The sequence below is a fragment of the Enterobacter cloacae complex sp. P38RS genome (genome assembly GCF_014930775.1).
Classification (GTDB): Bacteria; Pseudomonadota; Gammaproteobacteria; order Enterobacterales; family Enterobacteriaceae; genus Enterobacter; species Enterobacter bugandensis.
This window is the reverse complement of record NZ_JADBRS010000018.1, coordinates 94,449-118,713: the sequence shown is the minus strand read 5'-3', so window position 1 is coordinate 118,713 and position 24,265 is coordinate 94,449. Positions and strand designations below refer to the sequence as shown.

Genomic DNA, 24,265 nt, shown 5'->3' with positions numbered 1-24,265 from the left:
CGTTGAGGCGTACGTTTGCCTCTACCGCCTGTTTACAGGCGGTTTTTTTATGTCAGATAGCAATATCGAACATTTGTGTTTTCGCCAGCAGGCAATAGAGCTGACAGTCGCTGTTTACCCCCAGTTTTTCCATCGCGCGCAGTTTATGGGCGCTGACGGTTTTATTACTCAAATGCAGCTGTCTGGCGATCTCTGTCAGACTCATCCCTTTGCAGAGCATACGCAACACATCAATTTCACGGGGCGAGAGCTCTTGCTCCGTTTGTGCGCCGGTCTGGAACAGGGAATGCATCAGCTCGCGCTCAATATAGACTTCCCCATTGATCACTGACGTCAGCGTTCTGTTCAGGGTTTTCTCACAGGTGTCCCGACTAATATAGGCTTTGGCGCCTGCCTCCAGCGACATGCGGATAAGCTGCGTGTTTTTGTAGGGCGAAAGCACAATGATTTTAAGCTGCGGATATTTACGGCTGAGCCATTTAATCAGTAATACGCCGTCCATTCCGTTGAGCGGGTTAACGGTTTGGCTGGTGGCAAGAGAAAAGCCAAGGAACAGAATGTCGACAGGCTGTTGGGATAGCAGTGAAAGCAGCTCAGATGGCGTTGCGGTATCGCCCTGAATGCAAAACTCCGGGCGGGGTGAGCCGTCGCTGAAAAGAGAGGGCATATTGGTGATCATGGATAAGACGCCACGACGGATAATGGTGTGCTCATCGGCAATAGCGATACGGACTTTCATGGTTTCTCCTTCGAAAATGTGGGCGACGGTAGGGATAACGCCGCCGGATGACCAGAAAGATACAGATCCTGTGCAGAGCATTCTTTAGTACTTGTCAGATAATTCCTTCAGTGCGGTATCGAGTTGCTGCAGATTCGCTTCCATGCGCGCGCAGAAACGCGATGTCAGCGCAGGCAGGGCTTCAGCCGTTATGACACCTGTCGCCAGCATCTCCGGCAACACTTCAATTGCCTGACAGGTGCGGGTGGCGTTGCGCATGGCAAAGAGGCTCCAGGAGGCCTTCAGACGATGCGCGAGCTGGCTTAGCGTTTGCGGTGACGGGGTGTTTTCCCGTAGCTGTCGAATATCAAGGGTAATGGCTTCGCGCATTTGCTGGCGCATCAGGGTCATGATCTCCGGTTGACCGTTGGCCAGACGCCGGAGTTCGCTGAGGTCAGGCCCCTGATTGCGCAGGCTGTATTGCTGCGCCAGCGCCTGATGCAGGGCATTGAGGGAGAGCGGTTTTCGCAATAACGCGTCCATTCCGGCATGTTTTGCTCGATCGTCCTCACTCTGCAACGCGCTGGCGGTGTAACCGAGAATAGCGGCGGGCGCGGTGATGCTGCCGGCAATATCGCGCAGGAGTATTAACGATGTGAGTTGATAGCCGTCCATGAGGGCCATCTGGCAGTCGGTTATCAGGATATCCACCGGCTCGTTTTCCAGGCGCGCAAGCGCTTCGCCAGCGCTGGCGCAAGGAATAACCTCCTGACCCAGCTCCTGCAGCTGGAGCGCTAACACCGTCAGGTTTGCCGGAAAATCGTCAACGATCATAATGCGATGCGGTGGCAGCGGGGTTATTACAGGTGTCTCATCGGCCGTTGCCGCCGGGCTGGCGACATGAAGCGGTATGCTCACCGTCACCTGCGTACCGCTCCCCGCTTCGCTGGCTATCGTCAGCACGCCTCCCATCAGCTCGACTAACTGGTAACAGATCGCCAGCCCCAGCCCGCTGCTTTGCGGCGTGCTGCTGTCAGTCTGAAACCACGGCTGGCCGAGGTGTGGAAGGGCATCGGCCGGGATACCGATGCCAGTGTCGCGAATCAACAGCTGCAAATGTTCACCGTTGAGCTCGGCGTGAAAAACAATTTCTCCCTGCGGCGTATATTTAATGGCGTTGCCTAACAGATTGGCGATGACCTGATTCAGCCGTGCTTTATCGAACAGGAACCAGCCGTCGTGCGGCACGTTCAACTCGCTGCGCCAGTGGAGACCTTTAGCGTTGGCGCTGCTGGCAAAAATCTCCGCGCTGGCGTTAAGCGTCTGCCACAGGGGCCAGGCCTGTGGCTCCAGCCTTAACTCGCCTGCTTCAATGCGCGACAAATCCAGTACGCCGCCAATCACGTCGCGCAATGACCCGGCTGCCTGCCAGGCGATGTTGAGGGACTCGCTTTTGTCGCGCTCCATCTCAAGCAGGCCCAGCATGGCGTTGAGTGGGGTACGAATGTCATGGCTCATGCGGGCGAGGAAGTTCGATTTTTCAGTGCTGGCCTGCTCCGCCTGCGCCAGCGCCTGATTGAGCGCAGCGGTCAGCGCGGCTTTTTCAGTGATATCGATCCAGCCTCCGACCACGCCCTGAGGCCGCCCCCGCGTATCGGTATAGCGGCAAAGCCACCAGTAAAGGGTGGAATTGTTCTGAGTGGTTTCACCCGTTAACGGCGACGCGGCATGGAGCAGCGAGAGGCGATGCGGCAACGTAAACTGTTGGGCAAGCTCGCCCAAAGGCAGGCTGGAAAAGGGGGCGCCCTCTTCGGGCAGTGCCGTGAGTAACGGTGAGTGAATAAAGGAGTCGTTATAGCGCGTCAGCCGCCCGGTCGGATCGCAGACAAACAGCGGCACCGGGACATTGTTCATCAGAGTTTGCCAGAGTGAGAGCGCGTTGTGCAGCTCTGCCGTGTCCCGCTCGCGCTGGCGTCGCTGGCTCTGCGCGGCGCTAAAGGTCAGCAGGGCGACGAATGCTGCGCAAATCGCCACCACGGCGAGCATGACCAGCCATAACGATTGCACCGGGGCGGTGGGTGTCGTCTGTACGGCCTGCGACAGGTTAAGGCTCGCGTAGATATCAGCCTGCGTTACGGACGCCATGACCGCATTCACCCTTTTGGCATCCGCCGGGTCAGAAATATTTGGTACAAACCATAGCGGCACTTCCGGCAGCGCCAGCGGCGTCAGCGACAGATTGCTGGCGTTATGCTGGCGCAGCAGGTGATGGAGTATAAACGCATCGCCCGCAAGCCCGTCCGCGCCTCCGGCTTTGAGCAATTCAAAACCCTGATCGAGCGAGTTAACCAGCACCAGGTTATCCGCAGGTATCGCCTGACGCAGTAACGTGACAAGCGGAGAGATGCGTATGACGGCAATCCGCTTATGCTGTAATGCGGACAAGGAGCCGGAAAGCGGGTTGCTGTCCTCACTGAGCAGGGCCCAGCTCAGTGAGTCAAACGTGATGGCACTCTTTGACGGTGGCGTCGCGCTGGCGACTATGCGCAACGTGTTCTCCGCATACTGAAGCGGGGGCGCATCAAGGTTGAAGGTCAGGCTATACAGGTTGGACGGAAACAGATTGAGCAGCAGATCGCGCCATACCCCCTGAATATGCCCGTCAGGCGTGAGTGTGACCATTGGCGGCGAAATAGCGGGAAGCAAAACGTGCAGCGTGATTTTGGGCGCATTTTCTTTCACGGGGGAATGGCGGGCGTCAAAGACGCTGCCGTCCGGCAAAAGCCACTTTTGTTCCAGCCATTCAGCGTCTTCCGGGTTAAGGGTGTGAATACGCTCGTTGAAGATTTCCAGCGTGTTTGCCTGCTCAGGCAGAGCCCAGGCACGAAAATGTAGCGGGGGAGTATCGTCCAGCGGCGTCAGGGTCAGCGTGGTGGCGGGGGAGTGGGTCAGCCAGTTACGTAAAACAAACTCCGGGGCGATAAATTCCCGCGCTTTCCCTGCTGCCAGCTGCCTGACGTTTTCCCCCGGTGAGGCTGAACCCGTCGCAGAGCAGCGGGTCGCGACCTCTGAGGGTAATTCCGGAAAGCACAGTGTACCGCCGCGTCCCTCTTTTATGCTCAGGGACGCCAGCGGGAAAGCGAACATTGGCTCGCTGGCGACCAGATCGGCTGCAGGACGCCGGGCGGCGATTAACACATCGATGCGCTTTCGCTTTAACGCATCCAGCGCCGTTGCCGGGTCGCTAAAACGCTGGACCTCCGGCAGCGTCGTATTGCTAAACAATATGCTGAGTTCATCATCCAGAATTCCCGGCGGCCGATCGATAGCGAGAAAAGGCGGCGCGGCGCTCAGCAGGCCCACGCGCAGCGTGCCCGCCGCCGCGTGCCCGCTTATCAGCATGAGGATAAATAATGTCGCCAGCCAGCCTCTGCGCATGCTCAGCTAACCAGCCCCAGACTTTGCGCGCACTGGAGCAGCTCGAAATCATTCCTGGCGTTGAGTTTGCTCATGGCACTCTTTTTTTGCGTACTGATGGTCTGCTTCGTCCGGTTAAGCTGGGCGCTGATCTCGTTCACGGTGAAACCGCGCACCAGCAGGCGCAGCACTTCTGTTTCCCGTTCGGTCAACTGTGCGTGAGGCTTCACCGGTTCGATTTGCCCCCGCAGGGTGCTGCGCAGCGTCTGCAGCAGATTGCTGGACAAACTGGCTTTGTTGAGAACGGCATGCACCCCGCTGCGCCGCAGCGAGTCCAGAAGCTCAGGATTGGTGATCATGGTGACCACCACAATCATGCTCTGCGGATAATGGCGAATCAGCGAGCGGATCATGGTTAATCCGTCCGGGCTGCGCGTGCCGGGCATACTCAGGTCGGTGATGATGATATCGACAGGCTCGCTCGCCAGTTTATTCATGAGTTCATCAGCACTGAGCGCTTCGTGAACGACCCGATAAAGGTCCGGGCGCGTCTGCAGCAATGTGCGCAAGCCTAATAAATAGACAGGGTGGTCGTCGGCAATCAGAACTGTTTTTAGCATGACATCCGATCCGGCAAGGAAAAGACAGGTGTTCACCGCACATCTTAGCGAATGGCGCTTTAGCATCACTCTTACAGTGTAGAGCAGAGTGAGGTGAAAAAGAGTAGCTAAAAAGTGGTGGGCTGTATAGTTGCTGGGGGGCATCAGCCGATCCTGATGGAAAACCGAAAGGTAAAGTAACGATGTTTTCACATTCTATGATAGAGATTTTTTCCGGAGCAGCTGAATGGTTTGTTATTTATCGCGAAATAGCGGCATGGCGGACGATATTTCTCAGGTACGGAAAGGAATTCCTTATTGTTCAGGTTGAATATCAGGTATTACTCAGGCGTTACTCAGAATAAACTTTCTGAAATCATGAATTGGTTGTGGAAAAATCAGGACGGGAAATAGCGCAAAGAGCGAAGGTACTATCATTTATAAGGATATGTTGTTAATTTGTGCCTGAATTAGATAACAGACATGTAACTGTTAATCCCTGCGCTTTTTCGTCATAACAATGTAAACGCTGTAATTTTATTATCCAGGACCTACCCGTGAATAACGAAGAAATCTCTCTTTCAGCGTCAGTAACGTTCGTACCGGAAAAATCATCTCTGGCAACCGTGGATCATGGTGATATACATCTGACGCCCAACGAGCGTCGTTTGCTGGAGTTGATCCTCAGCGGCAAATGTAAAAAAGAGACCATATTTGAAGAGATCTGGCTTAACCAGGGCATGATTGTTAGTGAATCCAGCTATCACCAGCTTATAAAAATGCTCCGCCGCAAGCTGCAAAATGCCGGCCTGCCGGGCTCGATCATTAAAACCATTCCCCGTTATGGTGTAGTACTGGCACCCTGCGAAACGCAGGACAGTGAGGTCGCTTGCCCGCCGCCAGAAGAGCCTGATAACGCGTCTTGTCCCACTCCCGTCGATTGCCCGTCGTTGCCTGCTATCACGGCGGAGCCAATGAAAACTCCCCCACGTCAATACGGGGCTCTGCTGGCGGCGCTGTGCAGCTTGTTGATTATCCTTCCAACGCTGGTGGTGGTCTGCACGGCGGACACGCCGCAGGCGTTTCAGGAAAATATCTACGTAGATGGCGTCATGTTTCATCTCTCTTCGCTGCGCAGTGTCGATCGGCAGGCGCTGGCGAGAAAGCGGCATGCCCTGCCGGCGGGCATCAATAACGTGTACATCGCGTCGAACGGTCCAAAAGTGTTCGTTGCGCAATGTGAAGGCGAACTATCTCAGGAGGGAAAATGCGGTTACGAATACTATTCGTCATATTGATGGTTTGCATCAGCGTTTCGCTGGGTGGCGCGCTGGCTTACCTGACCAGCAACTACCTGGAGAGCAGAAAAGTGCCCGCCGAGCCCTGCAGCAGCGTCATACGTAATGGTAAATTTATTGATGAAAGCCTGCAGCATTACCAGTTTAATGGTGTGATCACCTGGTGGCCTAAACTCCACAGGCTAACGCTATTTGGTGTAAAAACCGATGAGGCCGGTAACCGGGTATTCAACCGAACCCTGCAGTTAAAATCGGTGACACAGAAGGGAAATGTCATCAATGGCCGGGTGGCAGAATTAAAAATTGCCGTTGGCGATCAGCTGCCGGAGAAGACCTTTCTGATAAGTGAAGATGGTCAGTATATTAACCTGTTATTCAAGCCGATTAATAAAGATAGCTGGCTGATGAAAATTAATGATAACTGGGTAGCAATGTGTGAGTATAAATAATCCCACGATAATTTTATTATAAGACATATCCAGGCTGACGAGTTTTTAAATCTGCTGCTGCAGTGAGCTGTTCTCCTGTTTTCAGGAAGATGAATATCCTATCTTGCGGGACAGGATTTCATTATTAAACCTGGAGCAGGATATCTCCCATGTTAAAGAAAAATAAAATATCTCTGAGCGCTATCGCCGCAGGCCTGGCGTTAAGCGGAATGCTGGTCAGCACGTTTAGCCATGCGGCCGCAACCGACGCCGCCTCACAGATGCCGGATATCAGTCAGAAAAAAATTCTCGTAGGTTATTGGCACAACTGGGGAATTAACCCGGAAGAGATAGACAAAGCGCGCGGCTATCAGGGAGGTTTACCTTCTGATATGTCGCTGCGTGAAGTGCCGAGAGGCTACAACGTCGTCAACGTCTCCTTCATGAAAGTTATGGACGGCCAGAGCGGGAATATTCCCACCTTCAAACCCTACAACGCGAGCGATGAGGAGTTCCGCGCTCAGGTTGCAGAGCTGAACGAGCAGGGGCGCGCGGTGTTGATTTCACTGGGCGGCGCTGACGCGCACATTGCACTGAACAAAGACCAGACTGAGGCGTTCGCGGCGGAGATTATTCGCCTGACCGATCGCTATGGTTTTGATGGTCTTGATATCGATCTGGAGCAGACGGCCATTACCGCTGCTGAAAACAGTACGGTGATCCCGGCGGCACTGAAAATGGTGCGCGACCATTATCAGCAGCAGGGCAAACACTTCATCATCAGCATGGCGCCAGAGTTCCCCTATCTCCAGGCCGATCGCGGGGTCAACTACAAAGCCTACCTGCAAAATCTTGAGGGCGTGTATGACTTTATCGCTCCACAGTATTACAACCAGGCGGGCGACGGCGTGAATATGATGACGCAGGAGGAGAAGGACGAAGTCGGTGAATGGTGGCTGCCGCAGGAATGGGGGAAGGGCTATAGCGACCGTCAAAAAGAGCTTTTCCTTTACTATCTCACCGACAGCCTGGCAAACGGGACGCGCGGTTATGTGAAGATCCCGGCGAACAAGCTGGTGATTGGTCTCCCGGCCAATGCGGATGCGGCAGGAACCGGCTATGTGCGAGACGCGCAGAGTGTCTTTAACGCACTTTCGCGACTGGAAGCAAAAAATGAAGCGGTAAAAGGGCTCATGACCTGGTCAGTGAACTGGGACAATGGCAACACTAAAAATGGTCAACATTACGGCTATGAATTTCTGAACCGCTACCAGAGCATCCTTGACGGCAGTCTGCCGGATGGGGGCGACGAAACGGATACTCAGGCGCCAACACAGGTGCAGGGCGTGCAGGCCACGCTGAAGGGGCAGGATGTTTCGCTCAGCTGGCTGCCAGCTAAGGATAATACGGGCGTGGCGGGGTATGCCATCTGGCGCGGTCTGGAAAAGATCGGTGATACCCATGAACTCAACTTTACCGACACCCAAACCCAGCCTGGCATGAGCTATCGCTATACGGTCATCGCCTATGATGCAGCCAACAACTTCGCTACGCCGAGCCAGCCGGTCAACGTTACCGTGCCCGATAATGACGATGGCGGAGGCGAAGAGGGCGGCCAGGGCGGCGACGTTACCCCATTCACGCCGGGCAAACTCTATGCCGTAGGGGATAAAGTGCTCTATGAGGGCAATGTTTACCGCTGTCAGATTGGCCATACAGGTGCCAGCCATTGGTCGCCGGATCGGGCCCGCAACTTGTGGGTAGCTGAATAACCTCTTTTTTAAACAGCATGGCTTCGCAGGGAGCCGTGCTTTTTGTTTTACAGGACAACGACTATGCAAACTTCTCTGGTTATTGCCAAACGTTACGATCGGTTTTCTCGCCTTCTGCACTGGGTGGTCGCAGCCGTCATTATCTACGCGATGTGCATGGGCTATATTCTGCACGCGCTGGAAGGAACCCGCTGGTTTACCTTTTTCTCCGTGCTGAATATGTCGCTGGGTACCATCGCCACGCCTATCATGATGGTGCGCTTCGTCTGGCGTTTCTTCCGCCCTTCGGTGCCCTATCCGGCAACGGTAGCCGGACGTAAAAAACAGCTGGTGGTATTTATTCATGAGCTGTTTTATCTGACCATTATGGTGGTGCTGGTTAGCGGTTTTCTGATGCTGCAAAAAGACTACAACCTGTTTGGTCTGGTGCCGGTTTCCCGCCCGATTGCCATCGCCGAAGTGAATGCGTTTTTCTTCCAGGTGCATCGCTATAGCTGCATTCTGCTGGGTGTGATTCTGCTTGGGCATGTCGCGGCGGTGTTGAAATACACCTTTAGCGGGCAGCGGGAGATTCTGCAGCGGATGCTGTGAGAAAGAGGCTCACTCCCCCCATCAGATGCGCGGTGTTGCCAATCCTGTGAAACAGCACCATCCCGCGCATCTGCCTTCCGTGCAGCGTTTGCAGAACAACTTCCCGGGCAAAGCTGCTTTCACGTTGCTGTGAGTACCAGGCGCGAAAACCGGGCAGGAACGGCGTATCGCAGTGTGCGTCCAGTAACGTCAGGGTGCTCAGCGTCTTTTCCTCATCAGGGAACAGCGCTTCCGTACTGCCTTGCCAGTGGATCTCCTCCTCTGGCATCGAGAGGCGAAACACGACGCAAGAACCCGTCTGCGACAGGCGAATAATGATGGCACTGGTGCTGGCCGCGAGCGCCTGCTGCTGTTGGATCCAGCGGCGGTACTGATATAAACAGTTGGCAAAAATCGCCGAAAATACCAGGTACCACTGCGCCTGCCAGATTGCGGGGATGAGATCGGGCGTTAGCGTGTAAAAAATCCCTTCCCGCTGCTGGGTCGCCAGCACCACAATCAGGTATTGAATGAGCAGCAGAGCGCCAACGCCGCGCCCGGAGAGCGCAAACACGCTCAGTAAAACCACCGTCGTTTGCACCAGCAGCAGGTTTAGCCCCTGCCAGAGCGGTGGCAGGAAAAAGTACCCCGTCATCAGCACAAGGGTATTCGCGGCAAGGAGCAGAGCTTCCCGCCCGTTAAACCGCGGGTGCGACGGCATTTTGCTCTCACGCAGCAGCGGCAGAATGGCGAGAATGCCGGTTAATGCCGCCAGCACCCATGAAAAAAAATGCAGAGGCGCAATCGGATACCCTGAGAGTAACAGCGCCAGATTAAGCAGCAGGCTGCCGCAAAAAATGCTGAAGATTAACTGCAGGGGGTAGATCAGTTCACCAATAATCGGCCTGCGCGCAAAACGCAGCGCAGGCAGTTGCGCATTCAGACGAAAGACGGCGACGCACAGTGGAAATATCGCGACGTCGAAGAGGGCGAACAGGCACGCCAGCGCGAGCGGGCGGCCTATCCAGACGCCAGCAAACACATGCAGCAAGCCCGCGGTAGCCAGCCACAGCGGCCACTCTCGCGGGGCCGTCAGCCATAACGCGGCGAAAAGCAGCGGCGCCGGGAGCCAGAGCGTGGTGGAGAGGCTCCAGCTATCCCGCGTATGAAAGCTCAGCAATGCCAGCAGGATATAGAGACCCGAAAAGGCCAGCCAGCGGATAATATTGGTAATCAGCGTTGTTCTCCCACTGAGGCATTCAGCGTTATTCAGGTATTTATCATTTTAAGCTCAATTATTTTATCGTCGCTATTGATACGCTGGGATTTTTTCTAAAGGGCTTAACGATGGACTGGCAAAGCGACAAACGCGACCCTGCTACCCTGTGGTTTTCACTTTCTTCACGAGCGGCAGAACATGAACAGGGAAAGGAGTGGCATATCGCGGCATTATTGTGGAAAGAAGCGGCACAGTATGCAAAAACGCATCTGAATATTGAATGGGCGAACTTGCGCGGAGACTTTTGTACTTTACGTGCAAACAGGCTGCCTAAATATAACGAGTAGTCTCTGCTATTATCGGAGATTGCATGTCCCTTAGAGTGTGGAACCATGGTTGAGAGTGTAATACTCGTTTTTAGCGTTTTTCTGGGTGCCATTATCGGCAGTTTTTGCAATGTCATCATTTATCGGCTCCCCTTGATTCTCCACGGTGAAGCACTCTCTTTATCGTGGCCTGCTTCCCACTGCCCACGCTGTAAACACCCCATTAAATTTCGCCACAATGTTCCTCTGATGGGCTGGCTGCTGCTGCGCGGGCGCTGCGCCAGCTGTGGTCAGGCGATATCGTGGCGCTATCCGCTGGTTGAAGGGCTTATGGCGCTGCTGTACGGGGTGATTATCTGGCAGCAGGGCGTCACGCCGCAGAGCCTGTTCGACCTGCTGGCGGTGACGTTTTTGCTGCCGCTGCTGTTTATTGACCTGCGCACCATGCTCCTGCCCGACCGTCTGACGCTCCCGCTGCTGGCGATGTCGCTGGCGTTTGCCGTCAGCGGCTATAGCCGGGTGGAGCCAACGCAGGCATTAATCGCCGCTCTGCTGGGATTTGGCGTGCCCTGGACGCTCTCTTTGCTGTTCCGTTTATTGCGCGGCCATGAAGGGATGGGGATGGGGGATATGAAACTGCTGGCGGCGATCGGGGCGTGGCTTGGCCCGCTGGCGCTGCTGGATGTTTTTGTTGCCTCGACCCTGCTGGCACTGATCGCGGCGCTGATTCTGTTGCGGATCAAGCCCGGTCAACCGTTTCCCTTCGGACCGTATCCGATTATCGCCGCGATAGGGTGGGTGATTTTATACCGATAAAAAAGCGCCGGAACGAAGGGGCGATTTCCGGCGCAAAAATGATAACGAAAGTGTAGGCAGGGAATGATAATGTGAGGCGCGGGTCAGTGAAGACCCGGCCAGAGTTAACTTACAGTATTATTTGCACTCTTTAGGCATGTTGGCAGCACCTTCTTTCTTCCAGACGCCCCACTCGCCATCGGAACCAGGCTTAACGCCTCGGGTTTCCCAGCTGTTCAGCCAGATGTTGCCCTCATAGCTCACTTTTTCACAAGGTGTCTTGTAAGTCTTGCTGTGATCCCAGGCTTTTACATCGGTTTGCGCCGGGCGCAGCTTGATCACCTTCGTTGCCGTAGAGACTTTACCGGTGTCAGGCGCCGTCACTTTCACCTGCAGCGTCACGTCCACATTGTCGGTATACGGATGTTTACCCTTGAGGTTGGTGCTGAAGTTATTTGGTGACGAGATCTGAATCTTATCGGCGTGATTCAGTGCGGACCATTCAATTTTTGCCCCTTTTAACGAGTCATTGTTTTTGGACACGACGGCGGCAGCAATAACGTCACTGCCAACGATGGTGTCCTGGTTGTTGCCCGTATTGATCTGTACATCAGAAGCCTGCTGCGCTTCCTTCACGGTCACGGTGATATCGTCGGTGCTGGTTTTGCCATTTTTGGCCGTCACCGTCAGGCGATAGGTCACTTTACCGATTTTGCCGGGTTTAATCAGCGCACGGGCTTTTGCCGCGTGGACGGTTGAAACCCATTCGCCACCGTTAGCAACCTGCAACGCACCAATGTCCTGCCCTGAAACGATAGTCCATTGGTATTTTTCAGCATTGACGCTTGCGGAACCGTTAAGGTCATAACCACGTGATTCACTGTTGCTGTGAACGGTGAAGTCACTGCCTGCCTTCGCCTCCGGTGCCGTGCTATCCGCTTCAGCTTTGGCATTCAGGGTGACGGTTTTTGAATCACTCATGTTTTTATCATTGGTGACGGTCAGCTTCACGTTGACGGTAAAATCGCTCTCCGGTTTAGCCTTCAGGCGAATGCTGGCTTTAGCACTGGTGCTGTTTTCCAGAATGACCTTATCGGCATTGCTGGTGACGGCCCAGCTGTACTTCAGCTCTTTCCCCGTTGAGGCGCTACCGTCCAGCGACAGCGTGCTGGTTGACAGGTTATGACTGGATGGCGTGACGTTGGCCACCGGTTTGGTAATGACTTCACCGCCAAAATCGACGTCAATCATCTGATAAAATGCGTTATCGGTATCGCGCACGCGCCAGACGGCATAAATTTTCTGCTTACCTTCACGCTCCGGTACGTCGCAGGTGTGGGTTTCGAAGCCTGTCGGGAGCGAAATATCGGCCGACGGGTTGCCTGGCGCATAGGTATAAACCTTATGGCAGAATGGCTTATCTTCAAACATCGCTCTGGTCAGGCGCGAATCCGCACCCGGAACAGACTGCCAGTCCGGCTTAGTGATGTAGTAGGTAAAATAGGTGGTGCGGTGCTTAGCCGGTAAATGCCATTTAAACTGGTGCGGACCCGCAGACATCGGGTTGTTGTAGGTATTCTGCTTTTCGTCATCAAGCTTGCTGAAGGCGGGAGTTGCCGTTGAACCACCGCTTGCCAGTTTTCCATCCGGCGGGAACTGGAATAGCTGTTCGTTGGCGATCGGGGTTGGGCTCATATCGTTGCCAGCCGGGAGCTTCGGCGCTTCCACGGCGTCAGCAGGCCAGACGTTACTATGCTCACCTTTATCGTTCATCGGCGGGAAATGAATCACCGAACGGGATTTTGGTTCAAAAACATAGCCGTGCGCCAGTGCGCCCGTGGAATACATACCAATCAATGCCACGGCTAACGCCGACGTAATATTATTCATCTTGAGTAGTTTCAAAATAATCTTCCCTGAATTAATTGAAGGACACTTCTACGTGACTGAGAGGGTTGTTCTGTTTGGCATACACCTTATTTGGCTCTGACTCATCGGGTGTAATCTCGCCGTTGCTGTGCCTGAAACCGGCACGCAGTTCGGGGTGCTGCTGATTGATAGCCTGGGCGAGGGCGTAGGACCAGTGGGCCTCTTCGCCAGCAAGAATGGTGACGCGCGTTTCCAGATTTGGCAGTTCGGTTCCGTCGTTAAAGAAGCGCGCACGAATCGTTTGCCCTTCAACGACCTTCACTTTCTCACCGTTGACGGCGCGTTCCAGCGTGCCTAGTTCTTTCATGCAGTTCTGGTGACCCTGTTCGCAGTTTGCCGATGGCGAGGTCGTGGCGGCGTTAGCTGAAACGCTGACGCCCGCCCCTGCCAGTAAAGCGGCAAGGACAAAAGCAGATCCTGTTAATTTCATAAGTTCCCTTATTTATTACTGAACAATAACGAAAAGTTAATCTCACCTGCGGCGCAGGTAAAAAGGCGTTATTACCGTGTGATAACAGGGACAAATAGTAACGGGAGGAGACAACCGGCTTGAATAAGAGACTTCTCTGAGCAATTAAGAGTCGGGGAGTTTCGGCAGAGAAGAGCGACCGTTCGTGCTGTAAAGAGGGCGGAGCGCGACAGAGTATGAAATAGTACTGCCAATTTCAGTCCTTGACGCGTATTAATAAAATCTGAGCGAGTACGGAGTTTAAGAAATGACGTTTTTACGCTTTTCCTGAGTGTTGAATTAATAAAGTAAAGCCTGGCTTATATCCAGGCTTTACTATTATGTTAACCAAAAGGGTTTTTAAGGGCAGCTATTATTAGCTGCATCCGACGTTCGCCATGCCCCCCACTCACCGCCGCTTCCTGGCTCTTCTTGTCCTGCGTTGACATACCACTGATTCAGCCAGATTTTGCCGTTATGCGATACGCGGGTACATTTCACCGGGTAGGCGATCCGCGGGTTATACGCTTCTGAGCTGTCATCAGGAATATCAGGTAACTGTGGTTTTTTCACCGTTACGGTGATCTTCTCAGCGCTCACGCTTCCGTCTTTGCCCGTGACGGTTAACCAGTAGGTTGCTTCTCCGTCTGTATTGGCAGGAATGAGTGCCCGGGCGGTAGGCCCTGAAACTTCACGTACCCAGCCTCCGGCATGTTTCTCCTGTAGCCAGAATGTGCCAGTACTGTTTTTGTCGATAGTCCATTTCCAGGAGACGGCATTCTTGCTGGCGCTCCCGTCTAACTGGTACGCACGGGAAGAATCGGTCGTGCCGGTAACGGTAAAGCTTTCTCCCGGCACTGCCTTTACCTCCTCCTGCTCTTCCTCTTTGAGTTCCAGAATCCTGGCTACCGCTTTTGCCATATTGGGGTGAGTACCTACTTTCGCTGAATCCCCCGCAGCTAAAGGTGTACCGGTTTCCTGGAGAATGGAGCGCATCTGTTGAGGCGTGACGGTGATATTGTGCGCTTTTGCAATGGCCGACAGGCTGGCGACCACGCCTGCGATAATCGGGTTCGCGGAGGACGTGCCGGAGAAACTTGAGGTGTATTCCGCATTTTTTATGCTATGCAAACCGCCGTAACCCGTAGTAACCACATCCCAGCAGCCCCAGCTGGCGCTGGTCACACGTGAGCCATAGGTGCTGAAAGAGGCTTTTTTGCCATTGTTTGCACAAAACGCGCCCGCAATGATCGCGCCGGAATCCCGCTTTTTAACGTCAAATTTTCCATTAAATCCGGCGTGATCGAGGTTGATATTGCCATTGCCTGCCGCCTGAATCACGTGCACGCCCTTATCCGTCAGCGCTTTTATCACGTCATAATAGGCTGGAGCGTTTTCCTGGGGAACATAGCAAGAGGAGGTGCAACCTGTCACATCTCCTCCGCCGGTCTGCATACCAATTTGCACTACATCTCCTGCCTGGAGTCTGGGGATCATATTGTAGAGATTATTGGCCTGCCATTTGACGTATCCCATACGGGCGTTCCACGTCAGGCCTTTGATGCCCGCATTGATATCTTTCGCCGCCATAATCCCGACGGAGCTGGTGTCGTGATCTTCGCCTGGCGTATAGCGCTTATCACCTTCATGGAAATCGATCGGCGGCAAATTCACATGGCTGGTATTCCATGCGTTGTTTTCCATCGAGACCAGCGAAATGCCGCTACCATCGTGCCCTGAATACTGACTTACGCTGTCGCGATTTACCCCACCCATATAGTAGCCGGGCCGTTTTTCATCTGGCGATTTGGTGTAATCCTGCAATCCACGAAAATCCGGGACGGTGGCCTGGCTGGTACTGTTCAGGGCATAGCTCAGCCCGGAATAGGGCGGCAGGTCGGGAACAGTGACCCCCTTTTCCAGCGACACCGGCATGGATTCCGGGTAAGCCAGCTCAATATCTTGTCGCGCCGCCAGTTCATTAATTACGTCATTGATATATGCCGCGTCATGTTGCTTATCGGCTGGCAGGGCTATACGTAAATAACGGTTAAAGCCGTAGCGTTCATTAAGCGCATCCATCTCGCTTAATTCACTGCTGCGCAAATGATTTGCCGTAAATAACGGACTCACGGCGAGGGTACTGTCGCGTAATGAAAAGGGTGAAGACTTATTAAGCGTTGTACCGGGTTTTAATTTCACGATAACGGAGAGATACGAAGTGCCTTCCCAGGCTTGCTCGTGCGTGACGGAATTTTGCGCAAAAGCGGGGGCACTCAATAGTGCACAAATAAGCAGGGCCAGTCCAGTTTTATTCATGTCAACGATCTTCCTTATTAAATGACATCCAGAGTATTGATGGGATCATCCTGCCATGAGGGGAAAACCTGCATAAGAAGACGGTCAGCAATAAAATTGCGAGGTGTCTGTTCCATGTTAAGAATTACCTGCTCCGGAAAATATACGGCTGAAGTTGGGCTGAGAAATTTATGAAGCAGGCTGAAAGAGTTGTTAAACATCAACGCCTAAGCATTGAATTTAATGAGGGACGGAAAATCTCATGATCATCTCCTGATTACTGTATGGAGTTTAGGAATTATCTGGATCTTAATATCGCTAACCAGGGAGTTTAATTAATTAGGGATGCGTCACAATGCCCAGTGTTTCGTACTGTTCTTTACGTCAAAAATTATCCGTGTGGATAATCCTTTTACATTATTTATTTTCCATCTTTTTGCTCACGGTTCCCCCCGTCGCGCGGGCGCAAACTGAAACTCACGCAACCATTGAAAGCGAAAGCAATCAGCCCCTGCGGGATAAAATGGCTGGCATGTGGGGAAGCGCCCAACAAAACGGCGCGGGTGATGCCCTGCGCGGTGCGGCAAATAGCGAGGTGAATGCCGCGTTAACCCAGGAAGTGGAAGCGTGGTTAAACAATATCGGCGGGAAAGCTCGCGTTAAGGCAGATGTCGGTATTGGCGGGAGCGATAGCCGCGATTTCGGGCTGGACTATCTGTGGCCGGTTAAAATCTGGCAACACGACATTCTGTTCACTCAGATGAGCGCACACCGCTGGAACGAGCGCGATATCCTTAACGTTGGCCTGGGCTGGCGGCATACCTTTAACCCGCATCTGATGGCGGGTGGAAACCTCTTTTTCGATCAGGATGTCACGCGCCACCATAACCGAATGGGGGCAGGCGCCGAGCTGTGGAGCGATGGGATTCGTGCGTCCGCGAACTACTACCTGCCCCTGAGCGGCTGGCGTCATTCTGACGACAGCATGTTTAATGACGATCCCGACCGCTATGAACTGTATGAACGTGCCGCCCGCGGCTGGGATCTCAATCTGGAGACGGCCCTTTCACAGCACGTCGCGCTTAAATTGGGCTGGTTCCAGTGGTATGGCGACAAAGTGGACGTTAACGGCAGCCGCAGCGAAGCCAGCCACAATCCTCACGGGCTTAACCTCGGGCTTAAGTGGCAACCTGTGCCGCTGGTAGGGGTCAGCGCGGAGCAGAGCATGATTAGTGGGCAGCGGGATAACTTCTCTGTGGGGCTGAATTTCCACTGGGAGTTTGGCCGAAAACTTTCCGAGATGCTGGCAAGTGAAAATGCGGCGGCTTTGCCATCGCTCATGCAGTCCCGCACGGAGTTCGTTACCCGTAATAACAACATCGTTCTCGCCTATAAGCAGGAAGAAAAAGACAGACGTCTCTATTTCAGCCCGACGGAAAAAACCACGCAGGCTGGCGTGCCTTTGCTGCACGCGGTGAAAGGTGGGCAGGGGGGCGTCATTCGCTACACCTCCTCCAGCACGGCGATCGCGACCGTGGAGCCGGGCAGCGGACTGGTGAATCCAACGCATCGGGGCGATGTCACCATCACAGCGACGGAAACGTCACCTGTCGATCCGGAGCACGTATTAAGTTCCGCCAGCTATCACCTGACCGTGACGCCGGGCGATTTTGCCCCTTCCGTCGAGGGCGTTGCCATTAAGGGGGACATGTCCCCGGGCCAGATCCTGGAGGGGAGTTATCTCTATAAAAGCAATGAAGGGGAGGATGAAGACCCTGAACAAACCCGGATGCGTTGGTATGACGCAGATTCAGGCGAACTGCTCAAGGAAGGGAGTGCTACGTATGAGGTGCAAACGCGTGATATGGCCCGAAGCGTGGTCTTTGAAGTCACACCGTTCAACAAAAAAGGGATACCAGGGGAGAGCGGAACGGCGAAAGTTACCGGGAGCGCAACGATAACCACCCTGCGTATCGATCATCTGCTTTCACCCGGTGAGATCCGCCGTGACGGCAGCGTGAAGTTCTTCGAAGAGAGTCACGGTGCGTTGCTGGTGTTAGCCGAGGTGAAAGACGGTCAGGGCTCCCCTCTGACCGATCAGATGGTGTACTGGCAGAGCAGGAACTCGCTTGGCTCGTTGTCGCAAAACAGCGTACGCACCGATGAGCACGGTCAGGCGCTGGTAAAAATAGAAAACATCATGGCGGATGGTGAAGATGAAATTACGGCCTCGCTGATCCCGCCAGGCGGGATCCAGACCCAGAGCACCGCCAATGATAACAATGTTCAGCAGGAGAAGATGGCGCTGGTGGTCGATTTTGCCCACCCGCTTGCCATCCGCTTCGTGGCCTCTCCCGAGCGCGCAGAAGTTGCCACGGAAAAGACGTTCACTATTGAAGTTACCGATCAGGATGGTAAGCCTCTGACGGTTGAGAAGAACGTCACGTGGAGCAGTAACGGTGAAACCCTGAGCGGCAAAACGGATAGCGAGGGAAGAGCATCCATCGCGCTTATCGCGCCGCAAAAAGCAGCAGAGAAGTGGGTGGTGAACGCCACGGTAGATACCGTGAGTAGCCCGTCAGCGCCCGTAAGCCTTGAGCCAGGGCCGGTGGAAAAAGTTGTGCTGGACGTCCCGGAAAACGCGGTCGCAGGCAGTCAGGATAAAACCGTCAGCGCGCAGCTGTATGACCGGTTTGATAACGCGGTTATCAGCCGTAAGCAGGCCATCACCTGGCGGATAGAAGGGAGTCAGTTCCGGGAAGCGCCTACCGGAGACAGCGATGAGCACGGTATTGCCAGTGCAACCGTAGTAGTACCTGAAAAAGCGCCAACGCAGGTGAAAGTCTCCGCCGGTGATGAGCAGAAGATCGTCAATGTGACTGTCGGGAAAGTGAATCATGTTGAGCTTAAAGGTACCCCAGATACGCTGAATGCCAATGGGAGCAGCACTTCGACGCTGACCGCCATCGCGCTGGATGAGCACAACAATAGCGTACCGGACGCACCCGTAACGTGGTCGTTAATCACGCAGCAGTTTGGCGCGCTAAGCAACGCGATCGAAAAAACCGATGCAGAAGGCAAAGCGACGGCCACGTTTACGACCGCATCCGCGGGGGGCAATGCGCAAATAGAGGTCGATATTGGCGGCAAAAAACAAGCGACGCAGCTGACGCTCAACGGTTACCCGATTATCCGCAGCATCACGCTGAACCAAACCGCCGGGCTGAAGGTGGGCGATACGGTAAGCGTGGAAAAGGTGGACGTGGAGCAGAACGGCGGCGGTGAGGTGACGCTGAGCTACCAGTGGCACCGTGACGGTGGCGCGATCGATGCCGCCACGTCAGACAGTTATCACCTGACGGAGCAGGATACGGGTGCGACTCTCTTTGTGGTGGTGACCGCGACCAACGAGGCCAAAAATGAAGGCGATAAGGCGTCGTTGAAAACGGAGCCGGTGGTCGGGAAGGCGTCAGATGTTACGGTAGCCGCCAGCGCGGACAGCGTGGATGCGAACGGGCTCAACACCATTACCTATACCGCCACGGCGAAGGATCGCTTCGGCCGTGCGGTGGTGGGCGAGGCGATTGTCTGGGACATCGACAAGCCGGAGCTGGTGAGCCGGGGAGAGGCCAGCGCCGTCACCGGTACAGGAGGCACGGGAACGATGATCGTCACCGCGAAAAATACCGGCGGAAACATCACGGTGAGCGCCACGGTCAACGGCAAGAAGGGCGAGTCCGGCGTGGCGCTGCAGGGGATTCCGACGATCAAAAGCATCACGCTGAACCAAACCGCCGGGCTGAAGGTGGGTGACACGGTAAGCGTTGAGAAGGTGGACGTGGAACAGAACGGCGGCGGTGAGGTGAAGCTGAGCTACCAGTGGCACCGTGACGGTGGCGCGATCGACGGCGCCACGTCGGAAAGTTATCACCTGACAGAGCAGGACACAGGGGCAACGCTGTTTGTCGCGGTAACCGCTACCAACGCGGCCAAAAATGAGGGCTATAAGGCGTCGTCAAAAACGGAGCCGGTCACCGGGAAAGCGTCAGCCGTGACGGTCACTGCCAGTGCGGCCAGCGTGGAAGCTAACGGGCTGAACACCATTACCTACACCGCCACGGTGAAGGACCGCTTTGGCCGTGCGGTAGTGGGCGAGGCGATTGTCTGGGATATCGACAAACCGGAACTGGTGGCTCGGGGGGAGACCAGCACCATCACCGGAACCGGAGGCGTGGGGACAATGACCGTCACCACGAAAAATACCGGTGGAACCATCACGGTGAGCGCCACGGTCAACGGCAAAAAAGGCGAATCCGGCGTGGAGATTTACGGCGCGCCGTTGGTGACAGACCTGCATATCTCCGGCACGCCGAAGGTGGGGCAGACCCTGAGTGCGGAATACACCTTCTCGGCAAACGGGAGCGGTGCGGATGCGTCCACCTACCAGTGGCAGTGGAAGGACGGAGAGACATGGAAGAATGCGGCAGCCGCTGGCAATACGGCACGAACGTTCACGCTGCCAGACAGCTATGCGGGCTACAGCGTGCGGGTGGTGGTGACGCCGAAGGGCAGCAGTCACCCGTCGCTGACCGGAACGTTACAGGAGAGCCAGGCGGTGACGGCTTACGGCACGCCAGCGGTGGAGGACGTGCGTACATCCGGCACGCCGGAGGTAGGACAGACCCTGAGGGCGGAATACACCTTCAAGGCGAACGGAACCGGTGCGGATGCTTCAACCTATATCTGGGCGAGGTATGAGAAAACCAGCTGGATGCCGATCGAGGGGGCCAACGGCCAGGAATACACCCTCCAGGCGGGAGACGCGGGTTACAGCATTAAAGTAACGATAATACCGGAGGGCAGCAGTCAGCCGTCTCTGGTCGGGGCGGTGCAGCACAGCCCGGCATTAGATGTTTACGGTGCGCCATCGGTGACAGATCTGCACATTTCCGGCACGCCGGAGGTGGGGCAGACCCTGAGGGCGGAATATACCTTCACGGCGAACGGAAGCGGTGCCGATGCCTCAACCTATATCTGGGCGAGATATGAGAAAAGCAGCTGGATGCCGATCGAGGGGGCCAACGGCCGGGAATACACCCTTCAGGCGGGAGACGCGGGTTACAGCATTAAGGCGGTGGTGACGCCGACGGGCAGCAGCCAGCCAGCACTGGCCGGAGCGGTACAGAGCAGCCCGTCGGTAGACGCTTATGGGGCGCCGTCGGTAACCAATCTGCACATCTCCGGCACGCCGAGGGTGGGGCAGACCCTGAGGGCGGAATACACCTTCTCGGCAAACGGGAGCGGTGCGGATGCGTCCACCTTCCAGTGGCAGTGGAAGGACGGTGAGACCTGGAAGAATGCGGCCGCCGCTGGCAATACGGCACGCACGTTCACGTTGCCGGACAGCTATGCGGGCTACAGCGTGCGGGTGGTGGTGACGCCGAAGGGCAGCAGTCACCCGGCTCTGGCCGGAGTGGCGCAGGAAAGTTCAGCGGTCGAAGTATATGGCGCGCCGTCGGTGTCGGGCCTGAAGATTTCCGGCACGCCGAAGGTAGGGCAGACCTTGAGGGCGGAATATACCTTCAAGGCGAACGGAACCGGTGCGGATGCTTCAACCTATATCTGGGCGAGATATGAGAAAACCAGCTGGATGCCGATCGAGGGGGCCAACGGCCGGGAATACACCCTCCAGGCGGGAGACGCGGGTTACAGCATTAAAGTAACGATAATACCGGAGGGCAGCAGTCAGCCGTCTCTGGTCGGGGCGGTGCAGCAAAGCCCGGCATTAGATGTTTACGGTGCGCCATCGGTGGCAGATCTGCACATTTCCGGCACGCCGGAGGTGGGGCAGACATTGAGGGCGGAATATACCTTCAAAGCGAACGGAACCGGTACGGATGCTTCAACCTATATCTGGGCGAGATATGAGAAAACCAGCTGGATGCCGATCGAGGGGGCCAACGGCCGGGAATACACTCTTCAGGCGGGAGACGCGGGTTACAGCATTAAGGCAGTGGTGACGCCGACGGGCAGCAGCCAGCCAGCACTGGCCGGAGCGGTACAGAGCAGCCCGTCAGTAGACGCTTATGGGGCGCCGTCGGTAACCAATCTGCACATCTCCGGCACGCCGAAGGTGGGGCAGACCCTGAGTGCGGAATACACCTTCACGGCAAACGGGTCCGGGACGGACGCCTCCAGCTTCCAGTGGCAATGGCAGGATGGTGCAACATGGAAGAATGCTGCAGGCGGCACGGCAAGAACGTTTACGCTGCCGGACAGCTATGCGGGCTACAGCGTGCGGGTGGTGGTAACGCCGAAAGGCAGCAGCCAGCCGTCGCTGACCGGTGTGGTACAGGATAGTCCGACGATGGCAGCCTATGACGCGCCGTCGGTAACGGGCCTGAGGATCTCCGGCACGCCGAAGGTGGGGCAGACCCTGAGGGCGGAATACACCTTCACGGCAAACGGGGCCGGTACGGACATCTCCAGCTTCCAGTGGCAGTGGCAGGATGGTGCAGCATGGAAGAATGCCGCAGGCGGCACGGCAAGCACGTTTACGCTGCCGGACAGCTATGCGGGTTACAACGTGCGGGTAATGGTAACGCCGAAGGGCAGCAGCCAGCCGTCGCTGACCGGTGCGGTAAAGAACAGCCCGGCGGTAGCGGTGTATGGTATGCCGTCTGTGACGGGGCTAAGGATCTCCGGCACGCCGGAGGTTGGGCAGACCCTGAGGGCGGAATACACCTTCACGGCAAACGGGGCCGGTACGGACGTCTCCAGCTTCCAGTGGCAGTGGAAGGATGGCCAGACGTGGAGGAATGTTGCAGGCGGAACGGCAAAAACGTTCACGCTGCCGGACAGCTATGCGGGCTATGACGTGCGGGTGGCCGTGACGCCTAAAGGTTCAGGGCAGCCGTTATCTGGCACTCAGGCCTTTAGTGGAGCTGTTACCATAAGATCTAAGCCTGCGCCTTTCGTTACAAACCTGGGTTACAGCGGCAGTACCGGAGCCTGTAACAGAATAACGGCAACCTACACCTACAACGCTAATGGCGGTGCATCTGAAGGCAACACGATATTTCAGTGGAAGTGGGGAAGCACCGTCGTTTCCAACATAAAAAGCGTTACTTTAGGCTATTGGGGGGAAGTCACGCTTTATGTGACGCCAGTTAATAAGGACGGTATCAGAGGAAAGACGGAATCAAAAACGTTTAAAAATACGGGCTTAAGTAGCTGTGATTGGTAAACACGTTAATTCATTCTGAGGTGTTTTTGTAAACAAGGGGGCATAAGCCCCCTGAACTCTACCTGTCGAATATTTTACAAAGTGCAGGGCTAAAATTCATGAATAATGTCTATCCTGAAAAGCAAGCATCAATACTCATTGGCGATGCCGCCACGCAATTATCCTTGCAGGGGATTAATATTGATCATGTTTCGCTTAGTTATTATCTGGGTAAAAAACTTGAGTATGCCCGGAGTATTAATGATTGCTTGTACGCTGAAGTCATATGTATTGCGCTATCAATGTTGAAGGAAAACACTAAGTCATCCGGGCAGTGCTGCTGTAAATATAAGGAATGGATTGAGGTATGACTTGATTAAGGGATGGGCTTATTACGTTTTCAGATCTGCCTTTTACTGTCTCGGGCGATTTTCACTTCTTCAGCAAAATCCAGTGCTTCTTTGTAATCAAAGCTACGCGTTTTGGCATTATGCCTGCCCGGTAACGGTGCCGGTATTTTCACCCCGAACAGCTCACCCGTCGTCATGAGCGCATACACTAATTCAGCCTCGGTGACATCGGCCATTTTCGCCAAAACATTCGTCCTGATACAAAAACTTAACTTCACGTCTAGTCCTCCGTTTGCAAAAGATTTTCAGTCATGTTGCCTTCTGTAAAAATCGATAACGCTGTCGAGATTGGGTCGCATAAAGTTCATGGCATCAATGGTTTCGCACCAGCCCGACAGGGATTCATTTGCTTTTACATACCATGCATGCTGCTCGCTTCGGGTGTGATGACCCGTGATCAAAACAAGCATGTCGGGTTTAATTCTTCTGATGAACTCCAGATACTTCACCAGATGCGTCTTCGTGCCAAACGTGTCAGCATCGATAATGCACAGTATTTTATCTCTGGCGATAAAATAAAATCGCGCTATTTCTTCAAGCCCTTTTTCGAATAAAAAAGAGTTTGTTCGCACGCAAACCCGAATTTTTTCATGAGTCTGTTTAATTGATGGTTCCATCTTATGTCTCGCTCGTCAGGGTATAATATATGAGATGGCTATTAAGCCTACTATTCCAGCCTGAATAGTAGCAAGGCATTATATTCATTCCTCAGAATAAAATAAGACGGTGCTGGTCTTCTGATTAATAAGAATCTTCTCTGTATCTATGAGTTAAAAATAAATAAACGATGATTTTATCTGGTGATATGTTTTA

At 54.6% G+C, this 24,265-nt stretch carries 17 protein-coding genes; 8 read left to right on the top strand and 9 right to left on the bottom strand.

Annotation, left to right across the window (positions count from 1 at the left end; genetic code table 11):
- Nucleotides 1-52: 52 nt before the first annotated feature.
- From IM303_RS19100 to IM303_RS19090, 3 genes are all read right to left on the bottom strand, one after another.
- Nucleotides 53-739: a response regulator transcription factor gene (locus tag IM303_RS19100; protein ID WP_048998760.1), complete on the bottom strand. Its 687-nt coding sequence runs from the start codon at nucleotides 737-739 to the stop codon at nucleotides 53-55.
- An 84-nt stretch (nucleotides 740-823) separates the two neighbouring features.
- Nucleotides 824-4,156, bottom strand: coding sequence for an ATP-binding protein (locus tag IM303_RS19095; protein ID WP_193360170.1), 3,333 nt, complete (start codon nucleotides 4,154-4,156; stop codon nucleotides 824-826).
- 2 nt (nucleotides 4,157-4,158) lie between these two features.
- Entirely contained in the window at nucleotides 4,159-4,755 is a 597-nt protein-coding gene (locus IM303_RS19090; protein WP_048998758.1) for a response regulator transcription factor, read from the bottom strand.
- Between the two features lie 536 nt (nucleotides 4,756-5,291).
- Between IM303_RS19090 and IM303_RS19085 the strand changes: the two genes are divergently transcribed.
- From IM303_RS19085 to IM303_RS19070, 4 genes are all read left to right on the top strand, one after another.
- The gene (locus IM303_RS19085) at nucleotides 5,292-6,032 is read left to right on the top strand and encodes a helix-turn-helix domain-containing protein (protein ID WP_028015618.1); all 741 of its coding nucleotides are present in this window, start codon (nucleotides 5,292-5,294) and stop codon (nucleotides 6,030-6,032) included.
- Nucleotides 6,002-6,481: a hypothetical protein gene (locus IM303_RS19080; RefSeq protein WP_126296587.1), complete on the top strand. Its 480-nt coding sequence runs from the start codon at nucleotides 6,002-6,004 to the stop codon at nucleotides 6,479-6,481. Before IM303_RS19085 ends, IM303_RS19080 begins: the two co-directional genes overlap by 31 nt.
- Nucleotides 6,482-6,630: 149 nt before the next feature.
- The gene (locus tag IM303_RS22345) at nucleotides 6,631-8,232 is read left to right on the top strand and encodes a glycosyl hydrolase family 18 protein (RefSeq protein ID WP_053087956.1); all 1,602 of its coding nucleotides are present in this window, start codon (nucleotides 6,631-6,633) and stop codon (nucleotides 8,230-8,232) included.
- A 63-nt stretch (nucleotides 8,233-8,295) separates the two neighbouring features.
- On the top strand, nucleotides 8,296-8,823 hold the full coding sequence (locus tag IM303_RS19070) for a cytochrome b (RefSeq protein ID WP_028015621.1): 528 nt from the start codon (nucleotides 8,296-8,298) through the stop codon (nucleotides 8,821-8,823).
- Here the strand turns inward: IM303_RS19070 and IM303_RS19065 are convergent.
- Nucleotides 8,786-9,982, bottom strand: coding sequence for a hypothetical protein (locus tag IM303_RS19065; protein WP_193360169.1), 1,197 nt, complete (start codon nucleotides 9,980-9,982; stop codon nucleotides 8,786-8,788). The two genes, IM303_RS19070 and IM303_RS19065, sit on opposite strands and share 38 nt — an antisense overlap.
- Before the next feature lie 167 nt (nucleotides 9,983-10,149).
- On the opposite strand from IM303_RS19065, the gene IM303_RS19060 reads away from it, so the two are divergent.
- Together IM303_RS19060 and IM303_RS19055 are read left to right on the top strand one after the other, a co-directional pair.
- The gene (locus IM303_RS19060; RefSeq protein WP_120279556.1) at nucleotides 10,150-10,368 is read left to right on the top strand and encodes an ANR family transcriptional regulator; all 219 of its coding nucleotides are present in this window, start codon (nucleotides 10,150-10,152) and stop codon (nucleotides 10,366-10,368) included.
- A gap of 45 nt (nucleotides 10,369-10,413) precedes the next feature.
- On the top strand, nucleotides 10,414-11,163 hold the full coding sequence (locus IM303_RS19055; RefSeq protein ID WP_045261192.1) for an A24 family peptidase: 750 nt from the start codon (nucleotides 10,414-10,416) through the stop codon (nucleotides 11,161-11,163).
- Nucleotides 11,164-11,280: 117 nt separating this feature from the next.
- Here IM303_RS19055 and IM303_RS19050 read toward each other — a convergent pair whose 3' ends face one another.
- From IM303_RS19050 to IM303_RS19040, 3 genes are all read right to left on the bottom strand, one after another.
- Entirely contained in the window at nucleotides 11,281-13,047 is a 1,767-nt protein-coding gene (locus IM303_RS19050; protein WP_193360168.1) for a lytic polysaccharide monooxygenase, read from the bottom strand.
- A 16-nt stretch (nucleotides 13,048-13,063) separates the two neighbouring features.
- Nucleotides 13,064-13,501: a hypothetical protein gene (locus IM303_RS19045; RefSeq protein WP_041911163.1), complete on the bottom strand. Its 438-nt coding sequence runs from the start codon at nucleotides 13,499-13,501 to the stop codon at nucleotides 13,064-13,066.
- A 378-nt stretch (nucleotides 13,502-13,879) separates the two neighbouring features.
- Nucleotides 13,880-15,625 (bottom strand): S8 family serine peptidase, encoded by a 1,746-nt coding sequence (locus IM303_RS19040; protein WP_226840262.1) that lies wholly within the window; start codon nucleotides 15,623-15,625, stop codon nucleotides 13,880-13,882.
- Between the two features lie 715 nt (nucleotides 15,626-16,340).
- Here IM303_RS19040 and IM303_RS19035 point away from each other — a divergent pair.
- Entirely contained in the window at nucleotides 16,341-23,063 is a 6,723-nt protein-coding gene (locus tag IM303_RS19035) for an inverse autotransporter beta domain-containing protein (protein ID WP_193360167.1), read from the top strand.
- Between the two features lie 98 nt (nucleotides 23,064-23,161).
- Nucleotides 23,162-23,413 (top strand): hypothetical protein, encoded by a 252-nt coding sequence (locus IM303_RS19030; RefSeq protein WP_193360166.1) that lies wholly within the window; start codon nucleotides 23,162-23,164, stop codon nucleotides 23,411-23,413.
- Nucleotides 23,414-23,442: 29 nt separating this feature from the next.
- On the opposite strand, the gene IM303_RS19025 is transcribed toward IM303_RS19030, so the two are convergent.
- Together IM303_RS19025 and IM303_RS19020 are read right to left on the bottom strand one after the other, a co-directional pair.
- On the bottom strand, nucleotides 23,443-23,628 hold the full coding sequence (locus IM303_RS19025) for a hypothetical protein (protein WP_045630703.1): 186 nt from the start codon (nucleotides 23,626-23,628) through the stop codon (nucleotides 23,443-23,445).
- A gap of 69 nt (nucleotides 23,629-23,697) precedes the next feature.
- On the bottom strand, nucleotides 23,698-24,069 hold the full coding sequence (locus tag IM303_RS19020; RefSeq protein ID WP_041911158.1) for a hypothetical protein: 372 nt from the start codon (nucleotides 24,067-24,069) through the stop codon (nucleotides 23,698-23,700).
- Nucleotides 24,070-24,265 lie beyond the last annotated feature (196 nt).

Bases quoted from the DNA above. Each gene is read 5' to 3' on its own strand.
- IM303_RS19100 (WP_048998760.1), bottom strand. From the start codon at position 739: ATGAAAGTCCGTATCGCTATTGCCGATGAGCACACCATTATCCGTCGT.
- IM303_RS19095 (WP_193360170.1), bottom strand. From the start codon at position 4,156: ATGCGCAGAGGCTGGCTGGCGACATTATTTATCCTCATGCTGATAAGC.
- IM303_RS19090 (WP_048998758.1), bottom strand. From the start codon at position 4,755: ATGCTAAAAACAGTTCTGATTGCCGACGACCACCCTGTCTATTTATTA.
- IM303_RS19080 (WP_126296587.1), top strand. From the start codon at position 6,002: ATGCGGTTACGAATACTATTCGTCATATTGATGGTTTGCATCAGCGTT.
- IM303_RS22345 (WP_053087956.1), top strand. From the start codon at position 6,631: ATGTTAAAGAAAAATAAAATATCTCTGAGCGCTATCGCCGCAGGCCTG.
- IM303_RS19070 (WP_028015621.1), top strand. From the start codon at position 8,296: ATGCAAACTTCTCTGGTTATTGCCAAACGTTACGATCGGTTTTCTCGC.
- IM303_RS19060 (WP_120279556.1), top strand. From the start codon at position 10,150: ATGGACTGGCAAAGCGACAAACGCGACCCTGCTACCCTGTGGTTTTCA.
- IM303_RS19055 (WP_045261192.1), top strand. From the start codon at position 10,414: ATGGTTGAGAGTGTAATACTCGTTTTTAGCGTTTTTCTGGGTGCCATT.
- IM303_RS19045 (WP_041911163.1), bottom strand. From the start codon at position 13,501: ATGAAATTAACAGGATCTGCTTTTGTCCTTGCCGCTTTACTGGCAGGG.
- IM303_RS19035 (WP_193360167.1), top strand. From the start codon at position 16,341: ATGGCTGGCATGTGGGGAAGCGCCCAACAAAACGGCGCGGGTGATGCC.
- IM303_RS19030 (WP_193360166.1), top strand. From the start codon at position 23,162: ATGAATAATGTCTATCCTGAAAAGCAAGCATCAATACTCATTGGCGAT.
- IM303_RS19025 (WP_045630703.1), bottom strand. From the start codon at position 23,628: ATGGCCGATGTCACCGAGGCTGAATTAGTGTATGCGCTCATGACGACG.
- IM303_RS19020 (WP_041911158.1), bottom strand. From the start codon at position 24,069: ATGGAACCATCAATTAAACAGACTCATGAAAAAATTCGGGTTTGCGTG.